The sequence below is a fragment of the Streptomyces sp. NPDC044002 genome, assembly GCF_056434525.1.
Map to the genome: position 1 here is coordinate 51,043 of NZ_JBWKEZ010000014.1, position 22,840 is coordinate 73,882.

The 22,840-nt window shown below is 70.4% G+C and carries 24 protein-coding genes, 1 tRNA gene and 3 pseudogenes; 15 read left to right on the forward strand and 13 right to left on the reverse strand.

Annotation, left to right across the window (positions count from 1 at the left end; genetic code table 11):
• Window positions 1–187 precede the first annotated feature (187 nt).
• Window positions 188–1,381: pseudogene (locus AC07A6_RS13400) on the forward strand (IS701 family transposase); the annotation flags it as partial.
• 204 nt (window positions 1,382–1,585) lie between these two features.
• On the opposite strand, the gene AC07A6_RS13405 reads toward AC07A6_RS13400, so the two are convergent.
• Complete coding sequence (locus tag AC07A6_RS13405; protein WP_362467003.1) at window positions 1,586–2,593, reverse strand: TauD/TfdA family dioxygenase; 1,008 nt, start codon at window positions 2,591–2,593, stop codon at window positions 1,586–1,588.
• A 454-nt stretch (window positions 2,594–3,047) separates the two neighbouring features.
• On the opposite strand from AC07A6_RS13405, the gene AC07A6_RS13410 reads away from it, so the two are divergent.
• The gene (locus tag AC07A6_RS13410; RefSeq protein WP_478777177.1) at window positions 3,048–3,716 is read left to right on the forward strand and encodes a DUF998 domain-containing protein; all 669 of its coding nucleotides are present in this window, start codon (window positions 3,048–3,050) and stop codon (window positions 3,714–3,716) included.
• 22 nt (window positions 3,717–3,738) lie between these two features.
• Here AC07A6_RS13410 and AC07A6_RS13415 read toward each other — a convergent pair.
• A pseudogene (locus tag AC07A6_RS13415) lies at window positions 3,739–3,957 on the reverse strand (RNA polymerase subunit sigma-70); the annotation flags it as partial.
• Between the two features lie 6 nt (window positions 3,958–3,963).
• Between AC07A6_RS13415 and AC07A6_RS13420 the strand changes: the two are divergent.
• Entirely contained in the window at window positions 3,964–4,179 is a 216-nt protein-coding gene (locus AC07A6_RS13420; RefSeq protein ID WP_478777178.1) for an HTH domain-containing protein, read from the forward strand.
• Window positions 4,122–4,256 carry a WCX domain-containing protein gene (locus AC07A6_RS13425; protein ID WP_478777215.1) on the forward strand — a complete coding sequence of 45 codons (135 nt, stop codon included), beginning with the start codon at window positions 4,122–4,124 and terminating at the stop codon, window positions 4,254–4,256. The genes AC07A6_RS13420 and AC07A6_RS13425 overlap by 58 nt, the downstream gene beginning before the upstream one ends.
• Window positions 4,257–4,301: 45 nt before the next feature.
• Here AC07A6_RS13425 and AC07A6_RS13430 read toward each other — a convergent pair whose 3' ends face one another.
• Window positions 4,302–4,907 carry a TetR/AcrR family transcriptional regulator gene (locus AC07A6_RS13430; protein WP_362467001.1) on the reverse strand — a complete coding sequence of 202 codons (606 nt, stop codon included), beginning with the start codon at window positions 4,905–4,907 and terminating at the stop codon, window positions 4,302–4,304.
• Between the two features lie 88 nt (window positions 4,908–4,995).
• Between AC07A6_RS13430 and AC07A6_RS13435 the strand changes: the two genes are divergently transcribed.
• Window positions 4,996–5,841: an SDR family oxidoreductase gene (locus AC07A6_RS13435; protein WP_478777179.1), complete on the forward strand. Its 846-nt coding sequence runs from the start codon at window positions 4,996–4,998 to the stop codon at window positions 5,839–5,841.
• Between the two features lie 109 nt (window positions 5,842–5,950).
• Window positions 5,951–6,385 carry an NUDIX hydrolase gene (locus AC07A6_RS13440; protein ID WP_362466999.1) on the forward strand — a complete coding sequence of 145 codons (435 nt, stop codon included), beginning with the start codon at window positions 5,951–5,953 and terminating at the stop codon, window positions 6,383–6,385.
• Window positions 6,386–6,723: 338 nt separating this feature from the next.
• On the opposite strand, the gene AC07A6_RS13445 is transcribed toward AC07A6_RS13440, so the two are convergent.
• On the reverse strand, window positions 6,724–7,701 hold the full coding sequence (locus tag AC07A6_RS13445; protein WP_478777180.1) for a GlxA family transcriptional regulator: 978 nt from the start codon (window positions 7,699–7,701) through the stop codon (window positions 6,724–6,726).
• 135 nt (window positions 7,702–7,836) lie between these two features.
• On the opposite strand from AC07A6_RS13445, the gene AC07A6_RS13450 reads away from it, so the two are divergent.
• The 3 genes from AC07A6_RS13450 (at window position 7,837) to AC07A6_RS13460 (ending at window position 10,362) form a co-directional block, all read left to right on the forward strand.
• A complete protein-coding gene (locus tag AC07A6_RS13450) occupies window positions 7,837–8,160 on the forward strand; it encodes a putative quinol monooxygenase (RefSeq protein ID WP_362466997.1) in 324 nt (107 codons plus the stop codon).
• A gap of 67 nt (window positions 8,161–8,227) precedes the next feature.
• The gene (locus AC07A6_RS13455; RefSeq protein WP_478777181.1) at window positions 8,228–8,833 is read left to right on the forward strand and encodes a peptidase inhibitor family I36 protein; all 606 of its coding nucleotides are present in this window, start codon (window positions 8,228–8,230) and stop codon (window positions 8,831–8,833) included.
• A gap of 695 nt (window positions 8,834–9,528) precedes the next feature.
• On the forward strand, window positions 9,529–10,362 hold the full coding sequence (locus tag AC07A6_RS13460; protein ID WP_362466995.1) for a hypothetical protein: 834 nt from the start codon (window positions 9,529–9,531) through the stop codon (window positions 10,360–10,362).
• Window positions 10,363–10,921: 559 nt separating this feature from the next.
• Here AC07A6_RS13460 and AC07A6_RS13465 read toward each other — a convergent pair.
• Together AC07A6_RS13465 and AC07A6_RS13470 are read right to left on the reverse strand one after the other, a co-directional pair.
• Window positions 10,922–11,212, reverse strand: coding sequence for a hypothetical protein (locus AC07A6_RS13465; RefSeq protein ID WP_362466994.1), 291 nt, complete (start codon window positions 11,210–11,212; stop codon window positions 10,922–10,924).
• Window positions 11,209–11,586, reverse strand: coding sequence for a DUF6247 family protein (locus tag AC07A6_RS13470; RefSeq protein WP_362466993.1), 378 nt, complete (start codon window positions 11,584–11,586; stop codon window positions 11,209–11,211). Before AC07A6_RS13470 ends, AC07A6_RS13465 begins: the two co-directional genes overlap by 4 nt.
• Before the next feature lie 89 nt (window positions 11,587–11,675).
• On the opposite strand from AC07A6_RS13470, the pseudogene AC07A6_RS13475 reads away from it, so the two are divergent.
• Window positions 11,676–12,198, forward strand: a pseudogene (locus tag AC07A6_RS13475) (tyrosine-type recombinase/integrase); the annotation flags it as partial.
• A 71-nt stretch (window positions 12,199–12,269) separates the two neighbouring features.
• On the opposite strand, the gene AC07A6_RS13480 reads toward AC07A6_RS13475, so the two are convergent.
• The 3 genes from AC07A6_RS13480 to AC07A6_RS13490 all read right to left on the reverse strand — a co-directional run bounded on the left by AC07A6_RS13480 (window position 12,270) and on the right by AC07A6_RS13490 (window position 13,711).
• Window positions 12,270–12,713, reverse strand: coding sequence for a DUF2267 domain-containing protein (locus tag AC07A6_RS13480; protein WP_478777182.1), 444 nt, complete (start codon window positions 12,711–12,713; stop codon window positions 12,270–12,272).
• 55 nt (window positions 12,714–12,768) lie between these two features.
• Window positions 12,769–13,164 (reverse strand): DUF2267 domain-containing protein, encoded by a 396-nt coding sequence (locus tag AC07A6_RS13485; protein WP_362466991.1) that lies wholly within the window; start codon window positions 13,162–13,164, stop codon window positions 12,769–12,771.
• A 112-nt stretch (window positions 13,165–13,276) separates the two neighbouring features.
• The gene (locus AC07A6_RS13490; RefSeq protein WP_478777183.1) at window positions 13,277–13,711 is read right to left on the reverse strand and encodes an Hsp20/alpha crystallin family protein; all 435 of its coding nucleotides are present in this window, start codon (window positions 13,709–13,711) and stop codon (window positions 13,277–13,279) included.
• A 128-nt stretch (window positions 13,712–13,839) separates the two neighbouring features.
• On the opposite strand from AC07A6_RS13490, the gene AC07A6_RS13495 reads away from it, so the two are divergent.
• Both AC07A6_RS13495 and AC07A6_RS13500 read left to right on the forward strand, forming a co-directional pair.
• A complete protein-coding gene (locus AC07A6_RS13495; RefSeq protein ID WP_478777184.1) occupies window positions 13,840–14,502 on the forward strand; it encodes an HSP18 transcriptional regulator in 663 nt (220 codons plus the stop codon).
• Between the two features lie 56 nt (window positions 14,503–14,558).
• Window positions 14,559–14,936 (forward strand): STAS domain-containing protein, encoded by a 378-nt coding sequence (locus tag AC07A6_RS13500; protein WP_386272134.1) that lies wholly within the window; start codon window positions 14,559–14,561, stop codon window positions 14,934–14,936.
• Window positions 14,937–15,192: 256 nt separating this feature from the next.
• Here AC07A6_RS13500 and AC07A6_RS13505 read toward each other — a convergent pair.
• Window positions 15,193–15,263: transfer RNA gene (locus tag AC07A6_RS13505), tRNA-Gly, on the reverse strand.
• A gap of 469 nt (window positions 15,264–15,732) precedes the next feature.
• On the opposite strand from AC07A6_RS13505, the gene dcd reads away from it, so the two are divergent.
• Together dcd and AC07A6_RS13515 are read left to right on the forward strand one after the other, a co-directional pair.
• On the forward strand, window positions 15,733–16,320 hold the full coding sequence (gene dcd / locus AC07A6_RS13510) for a dCTP deaminase (RefSeq protein ID WP_007265045.1): 588 nt from the start codon (window positions 15,733–15,735) through the stop codon (window positions 16,318–16,320).
• Window positions 16,317–16,817 (forward strand): phosphoribosyltransferase, encoded by a 501-nt coding sequence (locus tag AC07A6_RS13515; protein ID WP_362458742.1) that lies wholly within the window; start codon window positions 16,317–16,319, stop codon window positions 16,815–16,817. The genes dcd and AC07A6_RS13515 overlap by 4 nt, the downstream gene beginning before the upstream one ends.
• A gap of 78 nt (window positions 16,818–16,895) precedes the next feature.
• On the opposite strand, the gene AC07A6_RS13520 is transcribed toward AC07A6_RS13515, so the two are convergent.
• A complete protein-coding gene (locus AC07A6_RS13520) occupies window positions 16,896–17,828 on the reverse strand; it encodes a Yip1 family protein (RefSeq protein ID WP_478777185.1) in 933 nt (310 codons plus the stop codon).
• Window positions 17,829–18,060: 232 nt separating this feature from the next.
• On the opposite strand from AC07A6_RS13520, the gene AC07A6_RS13525 reads away from it, so the two are divergent.
• Entirely contained in the window at window positions 18,061–19,041 is a 981-nt protein-coding gene (locus AC07A6_RS13525) for a hypothetical protein (RefSeq protein WP_478777186.1), read from the forward strand.
• Between the two features lie 73 nt (window positions 19,042–19,114).
• Here the strand turns inward: AC07A6_RS13525 and AC07A6_RS13530 are convergent, their stop codons facing one another.
• Both AC07A6_RS13530 and AC07A6_RS13535 read right to left on the reverse strand, forming a co-directional pair.
• Window positions 19,115–21,985 carry a heterodisulfide reductase-related iron-sulfur binding cluster gene (locus tag AC07A6_RS13530; RefSeq protein ID WP_478777187.1) on the reverse strand — a complete coding sequence of 957 codons (2,871 nt, stop codon included), beginning with the start codon at window positions 21,983–21,985 and terminating at the stop codon, window positions 19,115–19,117.
• Window positions 21,986–22,095: 110 nt separating this feature from the next.
• Entirely contained in the window at window positions 22,096–22,665 is a 570-nt protein-coding gene (locus AC07A6_RS13535; RefSeq protein WP_478777188.1) for a sugar transferase, read from the reverse strand.
• Window positions 22,666–22,840: the final 175 nt, after the last annotated feature.

A 22,840-nucleotide genomic window follows, 5' to 3' on the forward strand; every position in this document is an offset into this window, starting at 1 on the left:
TACGCAACCCACAGACTCCACCCCCCCCCCCCCCCCCCCCCCCCCCCCCCCCCCCCCCCCCCCCCCCCCCCCCCCCCCCCCCCCCCCCCCCGGACCCCCCCCCCCCCCCCCCCCCCCCCCCCCCCCCCCCCCCCGGGGTCCACCAGCCAGAGCTGAGATCGACTCTAGGGGGGAGTTGAAATCCGCAATGAACACACAGGCAGAATGGCTCGCACCGTCGTACGCCACACCGGCGCAGAGGGCCGCGGAAGAATGGGGGGAGCGATGTGACGACCTCCTGGAACAGGTGGGACTGCAGTTCTTCTCACGGTCCGACCTCAGGAACCACGCCCAGGAATACGTCCGCTCCCTGCTCGTGGGAACCACCAGGGCCGAAAGCATTCTGCCGGTCGCGGCGGAGAGCGGTGCGTTCTGGCTGCAACAGCATCTGCTCGGCCGGTCGGTATGGGATGCCGACAGCCTGCGCGACTTCACCACGCGCTATGTCGTGGAAGGGCTGGCCGACAGCAGCGGAACCGGTGTCCTCGTCCTCGACGAGACCGCTTTCAAGAAGAAGGGCAACGCCTCGGCCGGGGTCGCCCGGCAGTATTCGGAGGAGCTCGGCGGCGCCGTCTCCTGCCAGATGGGGGTGATGGCCTCCTGGTCCACCCGGACCGGCACCGCCCTGGTCGACCGGGAGCTGTACCTGCCGCCGGACTGGGACACGGACCGGGTCAGACGCCGCAACGCGCACGTTCCCGACAGGGCCCGCCACGTCTCCAGGGCCGAGCTCGCGCGCCGCATCGTCCAGCGCTTCCGGACCCGGGCCCCGGCCGGCGCCGCGGCGGGGATGTGGGTCGTGGCCGATACCCGGCTGGGCTGCGACCGGGCCTTCTGCACCTACCTGGAGGAGCAGGGAGTACCCCACGTGGTGGGAGTGCCTCCGGACCACCCCGTGCTGCCGCATCCGGGCTGGCGCCGGGTGTCCCGGCTGGTGCAGCGGTACGCCGAGGAGCGGGAATGGGACAGGCTGGCCGTCGGCTCCGACACGATGGACGCCGGCCCCTGGGAGTGGTGGGTGCGGCGCATACCGTCGGAGCCGGTGCAGACGGCCGGACAGGCGGCCGCGAGGCCGGGCGGCATGGCGCGCTGGCTCCTCGCCTGCCGCCGGGCGGGGGACCCGCAGCCGCGGCGGTATTTCATCGCCCGCGGCCCGGTGGACGTCTCCCTCTACGACCTGGCGCAGGCGGTCGCGGCCTGGCGGCACGGCCGCGACGCGATCGCCGGGGCCACCGAGCGCTGCGGCCTGGGGGCGTACCGCGTGCGCTCCTGGCACGGCTGGTACCGGCACATCACGCTCGCCCAGCTCGCGGCGGGCTTCCTGGCCGTGCACGCCGGCGGGCACTCCTACGGCGCGGCCCCGTGGGAGCCGGGGCCGTCCGTCCCGTGGGAGCCGCTGGCGGGCGTCGGCGGGGGGTGCTGACGGACGCCGTCCGGACATGGCGGCGGCGACGCCTGGCGTTCCTGTCGCCGGGCGTCGCCGCCGCCATGTCCGTGGCCTCTGCGCGGGATGCGTGCGGGATGCGTGCGGGCATCCGGGGAGGGCTCAGTCCAGTACGCGTCCGCGCACCCCGTCGAGCCATACGTCGCTGTGGACGTCGGCGGCGGCGTCGTCGCGGAAGGCGTACGTCTTCAGGAGCCAGCGCAGCCGCGTGGTCTCGAAGTGCTGGATGTCCACCATCTGGCGGCTGTGCAGGCCGTCCTGGTTGGCGATCACGAGGAGGTCGCCCTCCTGGATGCGGTGGTACTGCTCGCGGCTCTTGGCCAGCGCGTCACGGAACTGCCGCAGTGCCTCGTAGTGCGCCGCCGAGGAGGGGTCCGCGGGCATGGTGCGGGTGTCGTAGTAGCGGAAGCTGTGCTCGTTCTCCAGGAGCGTGTGCAGGTCGGAGACCTGCTGCTTCCGGTTGGAGGCCCGGGACAGCTCGTCGTAGGGGGTGACGAACGCCTTCTCCCGCAGCAGCTCCTGGTTCTCGGGGGAGATGAACTTCAGGAGTTCACGGCCGTCCACGTACTTCGTGTACACGAGGTCGTCGGTGGGGCAGCGCATGCCGAGCAGGGCCAGGTAGTCGGCCCGGACCGGGTGCGCCGTACGGTCGTTGTGCCAGTAGAGCTCCCAGTCCGTCTTCTGCGTCTGGGTGCCGCTGTAGCGGTTGTCGGCGTACACGTCGTGGAAGAAGTCGCCGTTGTTGCGCGTGGCGTAGGACAGGAGCGGGGTCGCGGTGAGCTGGGCGAGGAGTTCGAGCACTCCCTCCCCTACGAAGGTCTGCTTCTGTAGGTACTTGTCGTCCACCGGGTTCGCCTGGTCGAAGACCGGCCTGTCCACGTCCAGCGGGCAGTTGGACACTACGTGCGCGTAGGTCACCTTTTCCTCGCGCTGACTCTTGATCAGGCGGCAGGCTTCGACGAAGGCGGCCGGTACGCGCTCGTCGGCAATGAGGTTCCCGATCGCTTCGCGGAACTTCTCGTAATCCGCGTACGGGTTCGCCCCGAGGAACGTAAGAGAATCCGAAAGGCTGTTGCGGTCGGTTTCCGAGAAGGTGTAAACGGACTTCATGGGGCAGGTGATCCTCTGAGACTTGGAGGCGTGCTGCACCGGGATTCCCGGTGCAGCACAGTGGCGTTGATCGTCGACCTGGAGCGCTGTGGAGACGGGTTGTGCCCGAATCTCTGGCCGAATGGCTCCAATTGACTGCGTGCCGCCCTCTTGAGGCTTGATCAACTTATCCAAATCCCGTCGGCGGCAGGCGGATTCCGGCAGACGAGGATCTCCACCTGCAGAACTTTCTTTTCCTGTAAAAGGCACGCCTCCGCGCCCGAAGGGTTGTCCCGCGCGAATACGGGGAGACCGTCCCGGAACGGCCGGCGGCGGCCGGGACCGGGGCCGACGCCTGGTGCTGTACTTCGCCGCCCGGCCGATGTGTGACCCAGCGCACACCGACGGGGCCGATGAGTCCTCTCCTCGCCGCCGGTCATATGGGCGACACGTTCGAAGCGAGGAAGGCCCAGCCATGACCGACACGCTCACCGCGCCCCGCCGCGTCCTCTCCGCCGTGCCCGCGTCGCGATCCGCCGCGCGGCGGGCCCTGGCCGCTGGTGTCGTGGCGGGTCCGCTGTTCCTGGCGGCCGGACTCGCCCAGGGGTTCGTCCGGGACGGCTTCGACTTCACCCGGAACGCGATCAGCCAGCTCGCCCTCGGTGAGGCGGGCTGGATCCAGACGGCGAGCTTCGTGCTCACCGGAGCACTGCTGCTCGCCGGCGCGACCGGACTGAGGCGTGTACTGCGCGGCGGCCCCGGCGGGACGTGGGGCCCGGCCCTCGTCGCTGTCTTCGGCGTCTCCTTCTGGGCCGCGGCGGCCTTCCCCGCCGACGCCGGGGCGGGCTTCCCCGCCGGTGCGCCCGAGGCGACCGTGATGAGCGGGCACGGCGCCGCCCACATGTTCGGCGGCATGATCGGCTACCTCGCCCTGTGCGCCGCGCTCGTGGTTCTGGCCCGCCCGCTCGCGGCCAGGGGGCTGCGGGGCTGGGCCGTCGCGTCCCGGGCCGTGCCCGTGGCCGTCCTCGCCGGGTTCACGGCCTCGGCCGCCTCGGTGCTCGCGTTCACCGCCGGCGCCGGCCTCGGCCTGCTGTGGCTGAGCGCGGTGACGGCCCGCCTGGCCGCCGCTCCGGCCGACCGCTAGCCGCCCGGCGCCCTGACGGGCGTCATCCCTCCGCCGGCCGCTCCAGCCGCTCCGGCAGGCCGAACAGCGGGAAGAGGCGGGCGGTGTCGCGGAAGGCGGTGATGTCCGCGATGCGGTCGCCGGAGAATTCGACGACCTGGAGCGCCCAGGGCTCGTAGCCGGTTCCGTCTGTGTGGGGGCGGTACTGGCCGAAGGCGGGGGAGCCGTTGGCCACGGTCGGGACGAGCCGCGATCCGCGGCAGGCCGCATGTCGGCTCGACGGCTTGCCGATGAGCTGGGGGTCTCCGTGCGCACCGCCTACCGCGATCTCGACCGCTTGCAGGCGTCCGGGGTCCCGGTCTACGCCGAGCCTGGACCGAGGCCGTCATCCCGACCGAGAGCACCGGACACGCCTGCGGAGAACTGCTGCGGCTCGGTGCCGATGTCGAGGTCGTCGCGCCGGACGAACTGCGCCGGGCCATGACCGACGCCGTAACCGCACTCGCTCGGACCTATGGGCACGGCCGACCGGCCGCCGGCACGCCACGAGCGAGTTCCTGACCGAAGCCACTGAGGCGGCGTGCCTCGCGGAGGCCCCGGACCTGGTCAGGGGGTCTGGCGTGGAGAGTCCAGGGAGTCGAGCCAGCGGAGGAGGCGGGCTCCCTCGCGGGTCATGACGTCCGGGTCGCGCAGGGCGTTGGCCAGGAGTGACATGCCCTGATAGGCGGAGACGAGGGTGAGGGCGAGGTCGTCCGGGTCGGGCAGGCTCAGGGCGGCGAACTGCTGTCCGGCCCAGTCCAGCAGGCGCCGGATCACTGCACCGGCCTCCGCGTCGAGGGTCCCGTCCGCGCGCTTGTCCAGTTCGACGGCCAGGGTGCCGGTGGGGCACCCGTGGCGGGCGGCGACGTCGCGCTGGCCGACCCAGGCTTCGATCAGGGCCTTGAGGCGGTCGCGGGGGTCGGTCAACTCATCGAGCTGGCGGGTGAGTTCATCCAGATGCGCGCTGTGCTCGGACAGTGCGGCCCGGACCAGCTCGTCCTTGGTCTTGAAGTAGTAGTAGACGTTCCCGACGGGGACGTCGGCCACGCGCGCGATGTCGGCGAGGGTGGTCCGTTCGACGCCCTGCTCGTGCAGGATCCGGGCCGCCGCGGCCGTGAGCCGTCGGCGCTTGTCGGCCCCCCGAGTCGCCCGGGGCTTCACTGAGTCAGTCACCCAACCAACTATAGACAACACCCGAAGGGGCCGTGCTACAGTCCATCTCAGTCAGTCAGTCAGCCAACTAACTCTCTCGGGGGCCGTAATGATCGTGGTGACGGGTGCGACGGGCAACATCGGGCGGACGCTGGTGCCGCTGCTGGCCGAGGCGGGCGAGGAGGTCGTGGCCGTCTCGCGGCAGCCGCAGCATGCCGGGCTTCCGGCCGGCGCCCGGCACGCCCAGGCCGACGTCGGAGACGCCGCGAACATGCGGCCGGTCCTCGACGGCGCCGACGCCTTCTTCGTCCTGCTGGGCGGCGAGCTCAACGGCCACGGCGAGAGTCCGGAGGCCCTGTTGGCTGCGGCCGAGGCTGCCGGGGTCAAGCGGATCGTCCTGCTCTCCTCCCAGATCAACTCCACCCGCCCCGAGGCCCTCTCGCACACCCGCCTGCGCGAGTTCGAGGCCGCCGTGCGTGAGTCCGGACCGGACTTCACCATCCTGCGCCCGGGCGGTTTCGCCTCCAACGCCTTCGCCTGGGCCGAGTCGGTCCGCACGAAGCGCACGGTCTTCGCCCCGTTCGGAGACGTGGCACTGCCCGTCATCGACCCGGCGGACATCGCCGCGGTCGCCGCTGCCGCGCTGCGCGAGGACGGCCACACGGGCCGTACGTACGAGCTGACCGGCCCCGAGGCGATCAGCCCCCGGCAGCAGGCCGCAGTGATGTCCGAGGCCTTGGGTGAGGAAGTGGCCTTCGTGGAACTGTCCCGCGAAGACGCCCACGCGCACATGGCGCAGTTCATGCCGGAGGAGGTCATCGGCGGGACCCTGGACGTCCTCGGCCTCCCGCTGCCGGCCGAGCGGGAGGTCAGCCCCGATGTGGAGAGCGTCCTCCACCGTCCGGCCAGGTCCTTCGGTGACTGGGTCGCGCGCAACCTGCCGGCCTTCCGCTAGAGCCAGCCTCGTGGATCCCTCGGCGTCGTTCATCACTGGGCAATCCGTTCGCGCCGACGGCGGCCGGCTGCTGCACTGAGACCGTCAACAAGCAAGGAGACAGGCCGAAATGAAGGAACGAGTCCGCGCCGTCCTCGTCACCGCTGACGAAACGATGCTGGTCATCCGCCGCACCAAGCCCGACATCCCCCAGTACTGGGTCCTCCCCGGCGGCGGCGTCGAGCCCGGCGACGAGTCCCGGGAGGCCGCACTCCATCGGGAGATCCACGAGGAGATCGCCGGGAAGGCCGACATCGTCCGCCTCCTCCACACGATGGAGTCCGACGAGGAGCGTCAGCTCTTCTACCTCGCCCGCATCACGACCTGGTCCTTCGACGACCGCACCGGTCCCGAGTTCGGCGCCGAGGGACGCGGCGAGTACGCGCTGGAGGAGATTCCGCTGACCGCGGAAGGGCTCGACGGCATCGACCTCAAGCCCGAGGAGATCGCCCACGTCCTGCGGGGCGCCATCAGCGCCGGGACCCTCGCCCCGTTCAGTCGCTGAACGACCCGGGCGCGCTTCCGGGGCACACCTGCCTGCTCCGGGAGGGACGTGTCCGCCGCCAGTGATGGCGGCGGACATCGGCCTGCCGTCCGATCCGGCGACCGCCCGCGTCGGGGTGCGGTCGGGCCGCTCGGGCGAGGTGATCCTCACAAGGGGCACGTCACCAAACCTGATGCCCTGTGAGAGAACTTGTGGCACGCGAATGGCACGCGAGCCTCGATAGGTCTAGGCAACAAACAAGCCCCAGGTCGCTGACCTGGGGCTTTGCAATGGAGCGGATGACGGGAATCGAGGCCACTGCGCCGCATGTGCGCGGCGCTCAAGGGCGCCGTCCCGGCCTAAGCGCCGGCGGGCGCGGTTCTGTTGCGGAGGTGGCCGGGGGTGGTGCCGAGGCGCTGGCGCAGCAGGGTGGTGAGCGTGGAGGCGTTCTCGTAGCCGACGCGGCGGGCGACGGTTTCCGTGGGTAGGTCCGTGGTGCGCAGGAGGTGGGCGGCCTGTTCGAGCCGGATGGTCTGGGCGAATCGCAGGGGTGAGACGCCCAGGACCTTGTCCACGGCGCGCTGGAGGGTCCGCTCGCTCGCGCCGACAGCCCGGGCCGCTTCGGCCATTCGCAGGGGCTGGTCGAGGTGCGCGCGGACCCAGCTCTCGAAGGCGCTGACGGTGGGATCGGTGCGGGCGAGGTGGCTGGGAATGGCGTAGCCGGCTTGGGTGGGGCGGTCGTCGACCACGAGGTAGCGGGCTGTGAGGTCGGCGAGGGTCGGGCTTGCCTGCCTCACCAGGGCGAGGGCGAGGTCGAGGTGCGCCATGGCGGCTCCGGCCGTGGTCACCCCCGGGGCGTGGACCAGCATGTGGCTCTCGTCCAGGGTCACGTGGGGGTACGTCTGCCGGAAGGCCGGGGCCAGCCACCAGCTGGTGGTGGCGGCGAGCCCGTCCAGCACCCCTGCCTCGGCGAGGAGGAACGTACTCGTGCAGGCTGCGGCCAGGGGGACGCCCTCGCCCCGGGCCCGCCGGAGCGCCTCGCGTTCGGGTTCGCGTTCCGGCGCGGCCACCCACTCCAGCAGGGGTGCGGGCTGTTTGGGGCCGGCCCCGGGCACGATGAGGAGGTCGGGCCGGGGTCCGTCGCCGGCGGCCTGGGCTTCGATCACGTGCCCGGAGGCCGTGCGGACGGCACCCCGCCCGCTGACGCGGGTCAGTTCCCAGCGCGGTGGGGGGTGGGGTAGTTCCTCACGCAGTTCGTTGGCCATCTGCAGGACGTCGAGGACCGTGGCCAGCCCGGAGTCGAAGAGGTCGTCCATGACCAGTACCGAAATCCTCATGTCGGAAACGGTAAAACATCCGGCGGATCCGCCACTGACCGGAGCCCCTCGGCCGCTCATACGGTGATCACATCGCACGACGGCGCGACACCCCACCGGGTCGCCCCGCACCCACCATGCACCGAGGAGCACTCCATGACCAACGCCCTTGTCCCCGAGACCACCCGCATCGGTCTGCTCGCCCGCATCGAGGCCAAGCCGGAGTGCGTCCGCGAGGTCGAGGAACTCCTCACCGGTGCCCTCGCCCTGGCCCGGGAAGAGGCCGGCACCACCGTCTGGTTCGCCCTGCGCCTGAGCCCCACCACCTTCGGCATCTTCGACGCCTTCGGAACCGAGGAGAACCGCCAGGCACACCTCCAGGGCAAGATCGCGGCCGCGCTCATGGAGCACGCCCCCGAGCTGCTCGCCGAGGCCCCCGAGATCCTGCCCGTCGACGTCCTGGCCGCGAAGCTCTCCTAACCCGCCCGCACCCCCACGACGACGCCTGTCAGAACTCCCAACGCCCCGTCAACACCCCGGGAACCGCATGAGAATCCGCACCCTGGCCGGCCTCGCCGCCATCGGCACCGCCGTCGCCCTCACCACCCCCACGCCGGCCCTGGCTGCCGAGGCGCCCCGGCACTGCGTGGTGGACCTGTCCCAGGGCCCGGCGGCGCAGCCCGTCTGTGTCACCTCCTTCACTGCAGCCATTGCGAGGGCCACGGGCGGCCGCGTCACCGATGCTCCGGCCGACCCCGCCAAGGCCCTGAAGGACAGGAAGCTGGCCGACCGCATCTACAACAGCCCCGGCGGCGCGCCCCCGCTCGCCAAGGCCGACGGCCCGCGTCCCGCAGCGATGGCCACCGCGGACTCAGGCGGGGTCATCGTTGCCACGTTCTTCGAGCACTGGAACTACCAGGGCCCCAGCTTGACCTTCACCGCTCCCGCCAAGTGCAAGGACGACGGAGGCTGGGACTGGGGCTATCCCACGCTCAAGTACAACGACGCGGTCTCCTCCTTCTTCACCGCCGGCAACTGTCATGTCGAACTGTTCGAAGACACCTACTTCAAGGGCGCCCACGCCTACTACGAGAACGCGGTGCCGCGCCTGACCGTGATGAACGATGCGGCCAGCTCGATCAGGCTCCACTGATCCTGAAGGACACGCGCCCGCCGAGAGGTCTAGACAACGACGAAGGTCCAGGTCGCTGACCTGGGCCTTCTTTAAAGAGCGGATGACGGGAATCGAACCCGCGCTATAAGCTTGGGAATCGCGCGGCACTTGGCCCTGGCCGACCCTGTTGACCTGCGGGAACGCCCACCTTGAGGGTGTCGTGACTGCTTCTGGCGTGGCCCCTGTTGACCGCTGGTTACCGCCCCTGCTGGCACGTTGCGGCACGGTCCTGCCGAGGTGTCAGGCGCCGCAGGCAGGGCCATTCGGGTATTCTTCAGCTCTTTCATCATGAAAAGGACGCTATGGTCCGGGCACCGGCTTCTCGATGATGAGGACGCACTGCCTATGCGACGCGTTTCGGCCTTCGCCGCCACAGCCCTGCTCTTCTCGTCCCTGAGTGGGACCGCCTACGCGGAACCATCACCCCCTGAGCCCCGTGCGGCTTTCATCTGCCAAGTCAACGAGCACGCTCCGACCTTGGATGCCGAGGGGCGGATCTACGGCTATGCGGATCACACCTGCGACTCACGCCCTGACTGGGCCCCGAAGTGGCTGGAGGTCCGCCTCCTGAGCCGGGCTTGCGAGCGATGTGCGGACCGTGAGGTGACCGTCTGGCGTCGAAGCGACCGCAAGGAGGACAACTGGAGGGTCTCCCGCACCTGGTTCGCCACGCCGTGCAAGAGGAGTTCCGCTGCCCGGTGGTACGTGACGGAGGCAAGGGCCTACGTCCAGAACGGCGTCTTTCACGGTGGGGGCAAGTCATCTCCGGCGAAGCTGGGGTGCTCGAATTGACGACGCCCACGCCTGAGGGGCTGGGGTGGCTCCGGCCGCCGGCCGACGGAGCGGACGGCGCTGTCTGGTTGTTCGCCGAGCGGACGACCTCAGGAACGGAACTTCTCGTCGGATCCGTGGTCGCCGCCGATCCTGACCGGGCTCCGGACCCCGTCTGCTTCGTACCCGGACCGGACACGGCCCCGATCGCGGCCGACGAGCTGACCCTCCTTGGCCCACCTCGGGCCCGCCTGTCCCAGCTCATCCTCCCGGACGCCCCCGGAAGCGACGCCCGCATCCTGCTTCCCGACCGGGGCGAACAGTACGCGCTCAACAGGCTCGCCGAACCTGACATCAAACCGGGCGCCTTCCTGCGACTCCTGCTCCCGGGGGCCGTCGTGCACGAGGACACCGAGTGGACCGTTCGGCACGGCGGGGTCGTGTCATCACCCCAAGGCTGCCACGTCACCGCCCACGCCGTGCGACGCCCGGGCGCCCCTGACTTCCCCGACCCCTGGCCGCAGCAGCCTCTGAGGCTTCTCTTCGAGCACGGTCCGGACATGGAGGACCCCGAGGAAATTTCCGGCGGAGGAAGCGGCACACCCCCGCACTTCGACGAGTACCGTGCCGTCACCGCCACCACGGATCGCCGACCGAACGCCGTTGTCGTCGTCCTGGACGATCCGACCCGTGAAGGTCCCCCGATCCGGCTGAGGCTCCCGCTCCCCGCAACCTGAGCGTGTACGCCCTTCGTTGTCGTACAGGTCGCAGGGGTAGCTGATGGCGACCGTGCTCGGGCCGCGGGACCGGCGGCGGCTCCGAACCGTGCGTACAGGCCGGCCAGATGGCCAGGCCTTCGGGCATCCGCAAGAGCGAAGTTACGAGCAGACCCGCCGAGGGTGGGCAGGTCTGTACACGACAAAGCCCCAGGTCGCTGACCTGGGGCTTTGCTATGGAGCGGATGACGGGAATCGAACCCGCGCTATAAGCTTGGGAATCCCCCGGCACTTGAGCGCCCGGATGGCCTCTGACCTGCGAAAAGGGCATCAGATGCAGGGCCCCCGGCCGTCTTCCCCGTGCCTGCTGTTGACCGCTGTTCACCGCCCCTACTGGCACGCTGTGGCACGTTGTCGCACGGGATGTGCGCAGTGCGAGCGGTACAGGGGCAGCCACCTGGCGTACCGCTCCAGCGAGCGTACGGAGGACAGGCACGATGACGCGACGTACGCCGGAGCCCGCGGGGGGAAGCACCGTCGATGTGCGGAATATCGAGGGCGTGGCTCGCGGGCCGCAAGCTCACAGGTCGGCGAAGGGCGGGATGACCCGGATGACGGCGATGAGTTTCATGCGGGGCACGGGGAGTGCGTAGAACCAACCGTCGGTCAGCAGGGGGATACGGCGCAGACCGCCAGGGCCACCGTGGCTGGGTCCGGCGCCGATGTCGGAGATGTCGACGCCGACCTCGGCGAGGGCGACCAGTTCGCCGGAGAGCCGCTCGACTTCATGGATGACGTGCTGGGGCAGGCCGGAGATGACGTGTTCGGCATCGGGGTCGTACTCCCAGCGCCACTGTTCCTCGTCGCTCACGTGGGGCCCTGTCCGGGCTCGATTCCGGCTTCGGTGCATGCGGTGTCGATGATGCGGCCGATCTCGGCGGCGATGGCACGGGCCTCGGAGAGGTCGGTGGTCTGGGTGGCGCGTGCCTCGAGCTCGTGGAGGCGGGCTGCGCGCTCCGGGTGGCGTTCGACGGCGACGTAGACGGCCCATTGGCCGACGAAGCGGCGCATCGGCGCAGCACTGACCTGCTCCCGGGCCTGTTGGAGGGCGAGGGCCCGCTCTGCGTCGAAGGTCGCCAGTGTCTCGGGGGCGAGGAGCGCGAGGGCAGCGCGTAGACCTTCGGGGGTACTGGCGGGCTGCGGCAGGCGGGGAGCGCCGGATGGAGGGTCCCAGGCGGTTGTCATGCGGCCTGCCTCGTCTTGTCGGAGTCGCTGCTGTGTTTCAGCGTCCCGAATGCGGTGTGGAAACTCAAGCGCGGGCCAAAGCCGTCGTCCTGCGCCGGAGCTCGGTCACCCTCCACCCGCTCGCCGTGCGGATCACCGAGGCGGCCCTGGAACTGGACACCGGCCGCCGGGTCGAGGGCGACACCAAGTCGGCGGCGGGCGTCCGCACCATCCACCTGCCGGCCTTCCTCTACATGGAGGTCAAGCGGCACCTGGACTGGTTCGCGGAGAAGGAGCCCGACGGGCTGCTGTTCGTGGGGGAGAAGGGGGCGCCGTTCCGCCGCACGACCTTCGGCCGGAAGTGGGCCCAGGCCCGCGCGCAGGTCGGCCTGCCGAAGGACTTCCGCTTCTACGACCTGCGCCACACGGGCCACCCTGTCGACGCAGTCCGGCGCCACGCTGAAGGACACGATGGTCCGCGCCGGCCAGTCCTCGGAGAAGGCCGCGATGATCTACCAGCACTCCGACGACGAACGCCAGCAGGAGGTCGCCGGAGGCATCGACGCTCGGGTCCGTGCCGCTCGCGAGAGGGCAGGGGCGAAGCAGAGGCCTCGACTCGCCTGGGAAGCCTAGACGTACGCCGGCGGGCGGGAACAACCTCTTGGGTCGTTCCCGCCCGCCGGCGTACGTGTGATCGGGTGACGTCAGGCAGTGGGCTGCGGCTGGTGCAGTTCGGCCTGTCCGAAGAGGAGCGCGTAGCCGGTGGGGAGCCGGTGGAGGATGCGGCCGAGGAGGTCGGGTCCGGCGAGGCGGGTGACGACGGCGAGTACGGCGCCGGTGTCCCAGCGGGCGATGGCCGGGCTGGTGCCGGTGCGGGCGGCCAGGTCCTTGACGAAGTTCCAGCCGGTGAGCTGTTCGGTGTCGGGGATCTGGGCGGTCAGGGCGAGGGCGGCTTCGACGGGCAGGGCCTGGGCGAGGTCGACGCGTTCGTCTCCGACGAGCTGGCGGCCGAGTGCGGCCAGGACGGTGCGGACGGCTTCTTCTGCGCGTTCGCGGGTGGGGTAGGCGCCTTCGTAGCGCACGCGTTCCAGCATCTGCTCGAACGTCATGGCGGGGTGGGCCCGGTGCGGTCGAGGCTGGTCGTACATGGTGCCGTGGTTGCCTTTCTCATCGCTGGTTCGGTGTGCGCCCGGCGTCGGCCGGTCAGGTGGGCTGGGGGTGGCCGAAGAGGAGGTCGTAGCCGGGCGGGAGCTGGAGCAGGGCTTCGCGGGTGAGGTCCTCTCCGGCCGCGGCGGCCACGGTGGACAGGACCGCGCCGATGTCCCACAAGGCCGTCTTCTCGGTGGCGCCTTCGATCCAGGCCGCGGTGGCGCGGACGAAGCGTTCGGGGGTGAGGGGCTCCGCGGCCTGCAGGGGGTTGAGGAGGATCAGGGCGTAGGTCTCGGGGAGCCGGGCGGCGAGTGCGGCCCGTACGGCGCCGACGAGGTGGGCGCCCAGCAGGGCCAGGACGACGCGGGCCGCGCGTTCGGCTTCTTCCCGGGTCTGGTACTCGCCGCGTTCCTGGACGTGGTCCAGGAAGGCATCCCGGCGCATCGACATCTCACGTCACCTCCAGGGGAGGGGTGAAAGGTGAAGGGGGGCGAGGGCTGCGGAGGACGGGGTGCCGGAGGGGGATCGGGTTCCCCGTCCTCCGCCGCTGGTGCCGGCCTGGTCAGCCGGAGATCTGCTTGCGGCCGGACTCGCCGCCGATGGCGATCTTCCGCGGCTTGGCGCGCTCGGCGATCGGGATCCGCAGGGTCAGGACGCCCGCGTCGTAGTCGGCTTCGATGTGCTCGGTGTCGAGGGTGTCGGCCAGCATGATCTGGCGGGAGAAGACACCGAGGGGCCGCTCGGAGAGTTCCATCTGCACGCCGTCGGACTTCTCCGCGGGCCGGCGCTCGGCCTTCACGGTCAGCATGTTCCGCTCGACGTCGATGTCGATCGCCTCGGTGCTCACACCGGGCAGGTCGAAGGCGATCACGTACGCGTCGCCGTCGCGGTAGGCGTCCATGGGCATCACGGACGGCTTCGACCACGTGCCGGACGCTCCGGAGAGCTGCTGAATGATCCGGTCCATCTCGCGGAACGGGTCGGTGCGCATCAACATCGCGAAACACCTCCAGTCGGTTCAGGCAGGAACTGCCAATGCGCTTCAACGTGCTCCCGTTGTAACATGTCATCGAAACGATGACAAGCGAGGCGTCATCTGGAGGATGACAGAGTACGGAGACCGTCATGAACGAGGCTGCAGACCGGACCTCACCCGTCACCTTCCTCGCCGCCGCCGCGGCGCTGGAGGCCATCGACCAGGCCGTCAAGGACGCGCAGCAAGGCTCCACAAGCACGCCGGCAGCGATTTCGGAACCGGGCGCCGGCCCGCACCCGGCCCTGGCCGCGCTGCTGCTTCTGCGCGAGGTGCGCGAGCAGCTCGCCGGCTGGGAAACCGGCCTCATCGAAACCGCCCGCGGCGAGGGCGCCAGCTGGGCCGACCTAGCAGGCCCCCTCGGGGTCTCCAGCCGCCAGGCCGCCGAGCGCCGCTACCTGCGGCTACGCCCCGGCAAGGCCGGAAGCACTGGCGAGGAACGCGTCCAGGCCACCCGCGACACCCGCGCCGCCGACCGGAGCGTGGACGCCTGGGCCCGAGGCAACGCCGCCGACCTGCGCCGCCTCGCTGGCCAGATCACCGCCCTCACCGGCCTCGCCGCCGGCGCCGAGGGTGCCATCGGCGACCTGAACCAGGCCCTCGCCCACAGCGACACCGCCCGGCTGGTGCGGCCCCTCGCCGACACCCGCGCCCACCTGCGGCCCGAGGACGCCGAGCTCGCCGAACGCATCGACGCCATGACCCGACATGCCGACCAGCTCCGCCAGGACACCCGCGATCAGCGCAGCACGTGACCCGTCCCCCTGGGCGCCGGGAAGGGGCACATCCGTCGATGGAAGGAGTGATCACCATGGCCGCACAGCTTCCCCAGGATGCCGGCGGCAACGGCGTCGCCGTGGAGGTCCTGGACCACGCTGTCGCGATCAGGCCCACGGGCGAGATCGACATCGACACGGCACCCGCCCTGCGCCGCGCCCTCTGTGAGGCCCTCGCCCACGCCTCGGCGGCCAAGCCCGTGGCGGTTGACTGCAGCGGCCTCACCTTCTGTGACTCCTCGGCGCTGAACGTGCTCCTCACCGCGCGCCGCACAGCCCAAGAGGGACCGGCACCGTCATCCGCCTGGCGCCCCCCAGCCACCAGCTTTAGCGTCTCCTGGAGATCACCGGCGCGCGGCCCCTCTTCCCTGTGGACCCGGAACCGCCAGCCCGTCGACAGGGCGCGGGGGTAGCCGCCGACTGAGCGGGCGTCCGTCAACTGCCTCTTTGGGGTTGTGAATTCGCACAGGGCGGCCGCTGTTGTGGCGCAGTTACGCGAATCGCTTCTCGCGATATGAGACGCCGGCGCGTCCGAGTGGTGGAGGCGGGGCGCGGAAGCTCTCCGGCCTGGGCAATCACGCGAGTTGGGGCACGCGGAGGGCACGGCCAGGGCTGAGAGGTCTAGACAACGACGAAGGCCCAGGTCGCTGACCTGGGCCTTCGTTCAAGAGCGGATGACGGGAATCGAACCCGCGCTATAAGCTTGGGAAGCTCATGTTCTACCATTAAACTACATCCGCGCAGTGGTCCAGTTGCCTGGATCCCTACCGTTGCACACTGTACCCCATGATCGACCCCCGGTGAATTCTCCCGTCGGGGTCGTCATCGCCCCCGGCGCGCAGGAGGGTTCGTGGGGGCGGGAGTTGGGGCGTACCGTTGGGGTGCGGAGCGGCGGCTGGAGTGGGTCTTGTTCATCCCCTAATGTGGCGATTCATCGCGTTACGGCTCGTTGGGGAAAGGGACTCGATGGAGCACACAGTCGTCCGTTGTGCCGAAGGGCATGTTTTCAACACCGCTTCGTTCCCGTTGCAGCACCTCGGTGCCGGACGGATCGGGCCCGGGCGGCTGCTCCGGTGTCCGCGGTGCGCGCGGCTGAGGCACGCGGTGCCCGTCGGCGGCGTCAAGCGGTAGGACGGCGGTTCGGCGGTACGGGCGCGCGGGGGCCTTCTCGATTGGGGGTGGCCCGCGCGCTCTGCGTATCCTCGGGACGTGCTTCTCTCCGACAAAGACATCCGGGCCGAGATCGACAGCGGACGGGTTCGCATTGACCCGTTCGACGAGTCGATGGTGCAGCCCTCCAGCATCGACGTACGCCTCGACCGGTTCTTCCGGGTCTTCGAGAACCACCGCTACGCGCACATCGACCCCGCCATCGAGCAGCCCGACCTGACCCGCATGGTCGAGCCCGAGGGCGACGAGGCGTTCATCCTGCATCCGGGTGAGTTCGTGCTCGCCTCGACGTACGAGGTCATCTCGCTCCCCGAGGACATCGCCTCCAGACTGGAGGGGAAGTCCAGCCTGGGACGCCTGGGTCTGGTGACGCATTCGACCGCCGGATTCATCGACCCCGGCTTCTCCGGGCACGTGACCCTGGAGCTGTCGAACCTGGCCACCCTTCCGATCAAGCTCTGGCCGGGCATGAAGATCGGGCAGCTGTGCATGTTCCGCCTCAGCTCGCCCGCGGAGTTCCCGTACGGCAGCGAGCGGTACGGCTCCAGGTACCAGGGGCAGCGCGGGCCGACCGCCTCGCGCTCCTTCCAGAACTTCCACCGCACCCAGGTGAGGCACGAAGCATGAGTGACGTAGTACGCGAGAACCTCTCCTACGAGGGCTTCGGGCGCGCCGTCCGCGAGCTGGCGCAGACCATCGCCGACGACGGCTACGAGCCGGACATCATCCTGAGCATCGCCCGCGGCGGCGTCTTCGTCGCCGGCGGTCTGGCGTACGCGCTCGACTGCAAGAACATCCACCTGGTGAACGTGGAGTTCTACACCGGCGTCGGCACCACGCTGGAGATGCCGGTCATGCTGGCGCCCGTCCCCGAGGCGATCGACTTCACCGACAAGAAGGTCCTGATCGCCGACGACGTGGCCGACACGGGCAAGACGCTCAAGCTCGTCCACGACTTCTGCCTCGGCCACGTCGCCGAGGTGCGCTCCGCGGTCATCTACGAGAAGTCCCACTCGCTCGTCCAGTGCGAGTACGTGTGGAAGCGCACGGACGACTGGATCGAGTTCCCCTGGTCGGTCCAGCCGCCCGTGGTGAAGCGCGAGGGCCAGGTCCTCGACGCCTGAGCCGGGATAGGGATACGGGAAGGGCCCGTCGCGCGGTCGCGCGGCGGGCCCTTCCCGTACGTGTGTCGTACGTGCCGGCTAGAGCGTGCCCAGCTTGATCATCGAGAGCAGTGCGACCAGCTGGATCGCGGACGCGCCCAGGGCCTTCTGCCAGGGCAGGTCGTGCGACTTGCTCACCATCGAGGTGAAGAGCGCGCCGGCCGCCAGCCAGGTCACCCAGCCCAGCACCTGCACGAACATGTTGTCGCCGCCCAGGAACACCGCCACCAGCAGGCGCGGCGCGTCCGTGAGGGACATGACCAGCATCGACAGGCCGATGGTCGGCTGCCACGCGCCGTCGCCGCCCAGCTGGCGGGCCAGGGTGTGGGTCACCGCGCCGAGGATCATGCCGCACAGGACGAAGGCCACGCCGGCGCTGAGGATGATCGGGATCACCTGGGTGAGGGTCGCCTTGATGGCGTCCTCGCGGGCCTTGTCGAAGCCGAAGACCGCGAGCATGCCGTAGACGAAGGTCACGACCAGCGCCGGGCCCCAGACGGGGTAGTCCCGCATCTGGAGGAAGGTCGGCCCCGGGCGCAGCACGATGCCGCGCAGCAGGTCCTTCCACTGCAGCCGCGGCCCGACGGGGGCCGCGGGGGCCGCGCCCGCCTGGTACGTCGCGCCCTGGCCGTACGGGTCCTCGCCGACCGAGAAGGCCTGGGTGTACCCCGGGTCGTTCGCGTACGAGGCCCCCTGCCGGCCCGCGTACGGGGCCTGCGGCGGCTGCGGGTGCGCGTGCGGGTGCGGCTGGGAGTACGGGTCGAAGTACTCCGGCTCGCCGTGGTCGCCCGCGCCGCCCTGGGCCGGCCAGTGCTGCTGCGGCGGCGGGCCGGCGGGCGGGTAGGGCTGATGACCGTACGGGGCCTGCGGCGCTTGCTGCTGCTGACCGTACGGCTGCTGCCGCGGGGTGTGCGGGGGTTGCTGCGGAGGGTGGTTGTCGTCCCTGCCGCGTCCGATCCTGAATCCAGCCACGTGATCGAAAGTACCTGCTCCGCCGGGCGGCCGTGGCCGGGCCGCCGGAACGGGCGGCCTTTGCGGCTGAGCTGTGACATCCCCTAGGGGGAGCAGGGGGAGGGCGTTTTACACGGTTGCGGGTGCTTCTGTGGTGGTTCGTTACGCAGCCGACGGAATCCGTACGTATCCGGTCCGTAGTTTCGTGAACGTCGCCGCCACGGAGTCACGAACCAGAACGGAAACCCAAGTCATGCGCCGTACCCGCCGCAGCACCACCCTTCGTACCGCCGCAGTCCTCACCGGCGCCGCCGCCGTGCTGGCGCTGCCCGCCGGCTCCGCCTTCGCGGACTCGCCGACGGTGCCGGAGCCCGAGGTGCTGCCGGGGGTCGAGCGGCCGGTGGTGGACCCGTCGGTCGAGCCCTCGGTGAAGCCGTCGGAGAAGCCGGCCGAGAAGCCCGTCGAGAAGCCGGTCGAGAAGCCCGTCGAGAAGCCGTCGAAGGGGCGGGCGTACGTCACCACCGTGAAGCTGGCCGACGGGTCGGTCGCCAAGGTCTACAAGCTCGGCGACGGCCACTTCGAGGCCGACGTCTTCGCCCGGGGCACGAAGCTGGACACCCTGGTCAGCAAGAACGGAAAGCCGGCCCACGGGCAGAACAACGGCCTGCACGTCGTCCTCCAGCCGAACGGCACCGTGACCTCGTGGATCGAGGGCGGCTCCCGCAAGCCGGTCGAGAAGCCGGTCGAGAAGCCGAAGCCGAAGCCGAAGCCGCAGGTCAAGAAGGAGACCTCGGTGCGCATCACCATGCCGGACGGGCGGATCGCGCGGCTGATCGACGGCCCGACGGGCAAGCGCGCCGAGATCTCCATGCCGAACGGGAACCTGCTCGGCACGATCGACATGAAGAACCGCAGCGCGCTGAACGACGGCTGGACGTACAAGCTCGTCCAGGACGGGAAGCGCGTGAAGTTCGTCGTCATCGACGGCAAGGGGGGCGGGGACAGCTGGGTGTACGACTTCTCCACCGGCAGGCTGATCGAGCAGTACAAGGCGGAGAAGAAGCCGTCGAAGATGGAGCGGGTCGTGCCGAAGGGCGGCGTGAACGCCGGTGCCGGCGGCTCCGCCGAGCAGGGCGAGACCCCGCTGCTGCTGGCCGCGGGCGGCGGCATGGCCGCGACGGGCGCGGCGGGCCTCGGCTTCGCGATGCTCCGCCGGAACCGCACCAACGACTGATCCGGATACGCCGAACGGCCGGCCCCCGTGAGGGGACCGGCCGTTCGGTGCGTACGGGGCGCTCGGCCCGGGGCTACTTGGCCGCCTCGGGCTTCGCCTCGCCCTTGCCGTCCTCGGCCGCGTCCGTCGCGTCGGCCGGAGCGTCCGCCTCGGCCTGGGCCGGAGCGTTCGCCTCGGCCTCGCCCGCCGCGGCGGCCTCGTCCTCGCCCTTAGCCTCAGCCTCGGCCTTGGCCTCAGCCTCGGCCGGAGCCTCCTCCTCGGCCTCAGCCTCCGGCTTCGCCGCAGGCGCCTCGTCGGCGGCCTCGGTCTTCGCTGCGGGCTTGTCTTCGGCCTTCGCCTCGGAGTTGGCCTTCGACGCCGCCTCGTCCGCGGCCGGAGCCTCGTCCGCGGCCTCCGGCTTCGCCGCAGGCGCCTCGGCCTCGGCCTCGGCCTCAGCCGGAGCGTCCGCCTTGGCCTCAGCCTCGGCCGGAGCGTCCGCCTCGGCCTTGGGCTCGTCCTCGGCCGGAGCCTCGTCCGCGGCCTCCGCCTCCGCCTCCGCCTCCGCCTTGGCCTTCGCCTCCGCAGCGGCAGCCGCCTCGGCCTCCGCCTTGGCCTTGGCTTCGGCCTCAGCCTTGGCCTTCGCCTCGGCTTCCGCAGCCGCCTTCGCCTCGGCTTCCGCAGCGGCAGCGGCAGCGGCAGCGGCTTCGGCGGCTTCGGCCTCCGCCGCCAGTGCCGCGAGCTCCTCCTCCGTCGGCTCCGGGGCCTTCACCGACTCCAGCAGCAGCTGCGCCACGTCCACGACCTGGACGGATTCCTTCGCCTGGCCGTCGTTCTTCTTGCCGTTCACCGAGTCGGTCAGCATCACCAGGCAGAACGGGCAGGCCGTGGAGACGATGTCCGGGTTCAGGGACAGGGCCTCGTCGACGCGCTCGTTGTTGATGCGCTTGCCGATCCGCTCCTCCATCCACATCCGCGCACCACCGGCGCCGCAGCAGAAGCCGCGCTCCTTGTGGCGGTGCATCTCCTGCTGCCGCAGCCCCGGTACGGCGGACATGATCTCGCGCGGCGGCGTGTAGACCTTGTTGTGCCGGCCCAGGTAGCAGGGGTCGTGGTACGTGATCAGGCCCTCGACCGGCGTCACCGGCGTCAGCCGGCCCTCGTCGATCAGGTGCTGGAGCAGCTGCGTGTGGTGGATGACCTCGTACTCGCCGCCCAGCTGCGGGTACTCGTTCGCGATGGTGTTGAAGCAGTGCGGGCAGGTGGAGACGATCCGCTTCGCCGACTTCGGCTTCTTCGTCGACGGGTCGTCGTCGTCCTCGCCGAACGCCATGTTCAGCATGGCCACGTTCTCCTGGCCCAGCTGCTGGAACAGCGGCTCGTTGCCCAGGCGGCGCGGCGAGTCACCGGTGCACTTCTCGTCGCCGCCCATGATCGCGAACTTGACGCCCGCGATGTTCAGCAGCTCCGCGAAGGCCTTCGTGGTCTTCTTCGCCCGGTCCTCCAGGGCGCCGGCGCAGCCGACCCAGTACAGGTAGTCGAACTCCGAGAGGTCCTCCGCGTCCTTCCCGATGATCGGGACCTCGAAGTCGACCTCCTTCGTCCACTCCACGCGCTGCTTCTTGGCCAGACCCCAGGGGTTGCCCTTCTTCTCCAGGTTCTTGAGCATCGTGCCCGCCTCCGACGGGAACGCGCTCTCGATCATCACCTGGTAGCGGCGCATGTCGACGATGTGGTCGATGTGCTCGATGTCGACCGGGCACTGCTCCACGCACGCGCCACAGGTCGTGCAGGACCACAGCACGTCCGGGTCGATGACGCCGTTCTCCTCGGCCGTGCCGATCAGCGGGCGCTCCGCCTCGGCCAGGGCCGCCGCCGGGACGTCCTTGAGCTGCTCGGCGGTGGCCTTCTCCTCGCCCTCCATCGTCTTGCCGCCGCCCGCGAGCAGGTACGGGGCCTTCGCGTGCGCGTGGTCGCGCAGCGACATGATCAGGAGCTTCGGGGACAGCGGCTTGCCGGTGTTCCAGGCGGGGCACTGCGACTGGCAGCGGCCGCACTCGGTGCAGGTGGAGAAGTCGAGGATGCCCTTCCAGGAGAACTGCTCGACCTGGGAGACGCCGAAGACGTCGTCCTCGCCGGGCTCCTCGAAGTCGATCTCCTTGCCGCCGCTCGTCATCGGCTGGAGGGCGCCGAGCGCCGTCGAGCCGTCGGCGTTGCGCTTGAACCAGATGTTCGGGAAGCCGAGGAAGCGGTGCCAGGCCACACCCATGTTGGTGTTGAGCGAGACCGTGATCATCCAGATGAAGGAGACGCTGATCTTCACCATCGCGGTGAAGTAGATGGCGTTCTGGATGCCGCCGTAGGTGAGCCCCTTGAAGGCCAGTACCAGCGGGTACGAGGCGAAGTACGCCGGCTCGTACGACTCGACGCCGTGGATCGCGCCCTCGAGGCCGCGCAGCGCGAGGATCGCGAGGCCGATGGTGAGGATGACGTACTCGACGAAGTACGCCTGCCAGGCCTTCGAGCCGGCGAAGCGCGACTTGCGACCGGCCCGCGAGGGGAGGTTGAGCAGGCGGATCACCATCAGGACGACGATGCCGACGACGGTCATCACGCCGATGAACTCGGTGTAGAGCTCGAAGGGCAGGAAGTCGCCGACGATCGGCAGCAGCCAGTCGGCCTGGAAGAGCTGGCCGAAGGCCTGCACCAGGGTGGGCGGCAGCGTCAGGAAGCCGATCGCGACGAACCAGTGCGCGAAGCCGACGATCCCCCACCGGTTCATCCGGGTGTGGCCGAGGAACTCCCGGACCAGGGTGATCGTTCGGTCCTTCGGGCGGTCCGTGCGGCTGCCCGCCGGTACGGGTTGGCCGAGCTTCACGAACCGGTAGATCTGCGCCACGGCTCGGGCGATCAGCGCGACGCCGACAACGGTCAGGACCAGCGACACGATGATCGCGGCGAGTTGCATGGGAGGGCTCCTCGGGCGGGACTTACTAAGCGGTAACTTATTGAGTCAAGGCTTGAGGTTACCCAGTTCCCGCGCCGCACTGTAGGTGAGCGTGCGGTGATCTGTGTCGCTCAGGCATGCCTCTGTCGGTAGGCCGCCCGAGGGGTCTGCGCGAGGATCGCGAGATCCATCCCCAGCCAATGGCTCTCCACATAGTGCCGGTCGAGCAGGGCCATCTCCTCCCAGGGGAGGTCGGAACGCGCGCTGACCTGCCACAATCCGGTCATTCCGGGACGTACGAGCAGCCGTTCCGGGTGGTCGGTACGGGCCTCGGGGCGCGGCCCGACCAGCGACATCTCGCCGCGCGCCACGTTGAGCAGCCGCGGCAGCCCCTCCAGTGCGCACCGCCGGACCAGCGCGCCGACCCGCCCGGCGTCCTCCGTGCGCAGCCGCCAGGCGAGGAAGGGGCGCCCGCCGAGCCCGAGCGCGGGTTCGCGTACGAGGACCCGCGCGCGGGTCGCCGCGTACAGCGCGGCGGCGGTCAGCAGCAGCGGGACGGCCGCCGCCGCGAGCAGGGCCACCGCGCCGATCAGGTCGAACACCCGCTTGGCCGGCGGCACGGCCGGCCGCAGCCCTGGCCGGGCGGTGAGGGTGGTCAGTCGCAGCCCTGGCCGGGCGGTGGGGAGGCGCAGCAGAGGCATGCCAGCACGCTGCCGGACGCCTGTCCGCCCCCCGGCGCGCCGCGCGGCCGTGGCTCCACCGGGAACCCGTTCGGGTGCGGCCCGGCGGGCTGGGGGCTCTGCCCCCAGACCCCCGCGCCTCAATCGCCGGCGGGGCTGAGGATGCTGCGGCCCCCGGCGGGGCTGGGTTCGGCTG

Bases quoted from the DNA above. Each gene is read 5' to 3' on its own strand.
- AC07A6_RS13405 (WP_362467003.1), bottom strand. From the start codon at position 2,593: ATGAAGTCCGTTTACACCTTCTCGGAAACCGACCGCAACAGCCTTTCG.
- AC07A6_RS13410 (WP_478777177.1), top strand. From the start codon at position 3,048: ATGACCGACACGCTCACCGCGCCCCGCCGCGTCCTCTCCGCCGTGCCC.
- AC07A6_RS13420 (WP_478777178.1), top strand. From the start codon at position 3,964: ATGTCGGCTCGACGGCTTGCCGATGAGCTGGGGGTCTCCGTGCGCACC.
- AC07A6_RS13435 (WP_478777179.1), top strand. From the start codon at position 4,996: ATGATCGTGGTGACGGGTGCGACGGGCAACATCGGGCGGACGCTGGTG.
- AC07A6_RS13440 (WP_362466999.1), top strand. From the start codon at position 5,951: ATGAAGGAACGAGTCCGCGCCGTCCTCGTCACCGCTGACGAAACGATG.
- AC07A6_RS13445 (WP_478777180.1), bottom strand. From the start codon at position 7,701: ATGAGGATTTCGGTACTGGTCATGGACGACCTCTTCGACTCCGGGCTG.
- AC07A6_RS13450 (WP_362466997.1), top strand. From the start codon at position 7,837: ATGACCAACGCCCTTGTCCCCGAGACCACCCGCATCGGTCTGCTCGCC.
- AC07A6_RS13455 (WP_478777181.1), top strand. From the start codon at position 8,228: ATGAGAATCCGCACCCTGGCCGGCCTCGCCGCCATCGGCACCGCCGTC.
- AC07A6_RS13470 (WP_362466993.1), bottom strand. From the start codon at position 11,586: ATGACAACCGCCTGGGACCCTCCATCCGGCGCTCCCCGCCTGCCGCAG.
- AC07A6_RS13480 (WP_478777182.1), bottom strand. From the start codon at position 12,713: ATGTACGACCAGCCTCGACCGCACCGGGCCCACCCCGCCATGACGTTC.
- AC07A6_RS13485 (WP_362466991.1), bottom strand. From the start codon at position 13,164: ATGTCGATGCGCCGGGATGCCTTCCTGGACCACGTCCAGGAACGCGGC.
- AC07A6_RS13490 (WP_478777183.1), bottom strand. From the start codon at position 13,711: ATGTTGATGCGCACCGACCCGTTCCGCGAGATGGACCGGATCATTCAG.
- AC07A6_RS13495 (WP_478777184.1), top strand. From the start codon at position 13,840: ATGAACGAGGCTGCAGACCGGACCTCACCCGTCACCTTCCTCGCCGCC.
- AC07A6_RS13500 (WP_386272134.1), top strand. From the start codon at position 14,559: ATGGCCGCACAGCTTCCCCAGGATGCCGGCGGCAACGGCGTCGCCGTG.
- AC07A6_RS13515 (WP_362458742.1), top strand. From the start codon at position 16,317: ATGAGTGACGTAGTACGCGAGAACCTCTCCTACGAGGGCTTCGGGCGC.
- AC07A6_RS13525 (WP_478777186.1), top strand. From the start codon at position 18,061: ATGCGCCGTACCCGCCGCAGCACCACCCTTCGTACCGCCGCAGTCCTC.
- AC07A6_RS13530 (WP_478777187.1), bottom strand. From the start codon at position 21,985: ATGCAACTCGCCGCGATCATCGTGTCGCTGGTCCTGACCGTTGTCGGC.
- AC07A6_RS13535 (WP_478777188.1), bottom strand. From the start codon at position 22,665: ATGCCTCTGCTGCGCCTCCCCACCGCCCGGCCAGGGCTGCGACTGACC.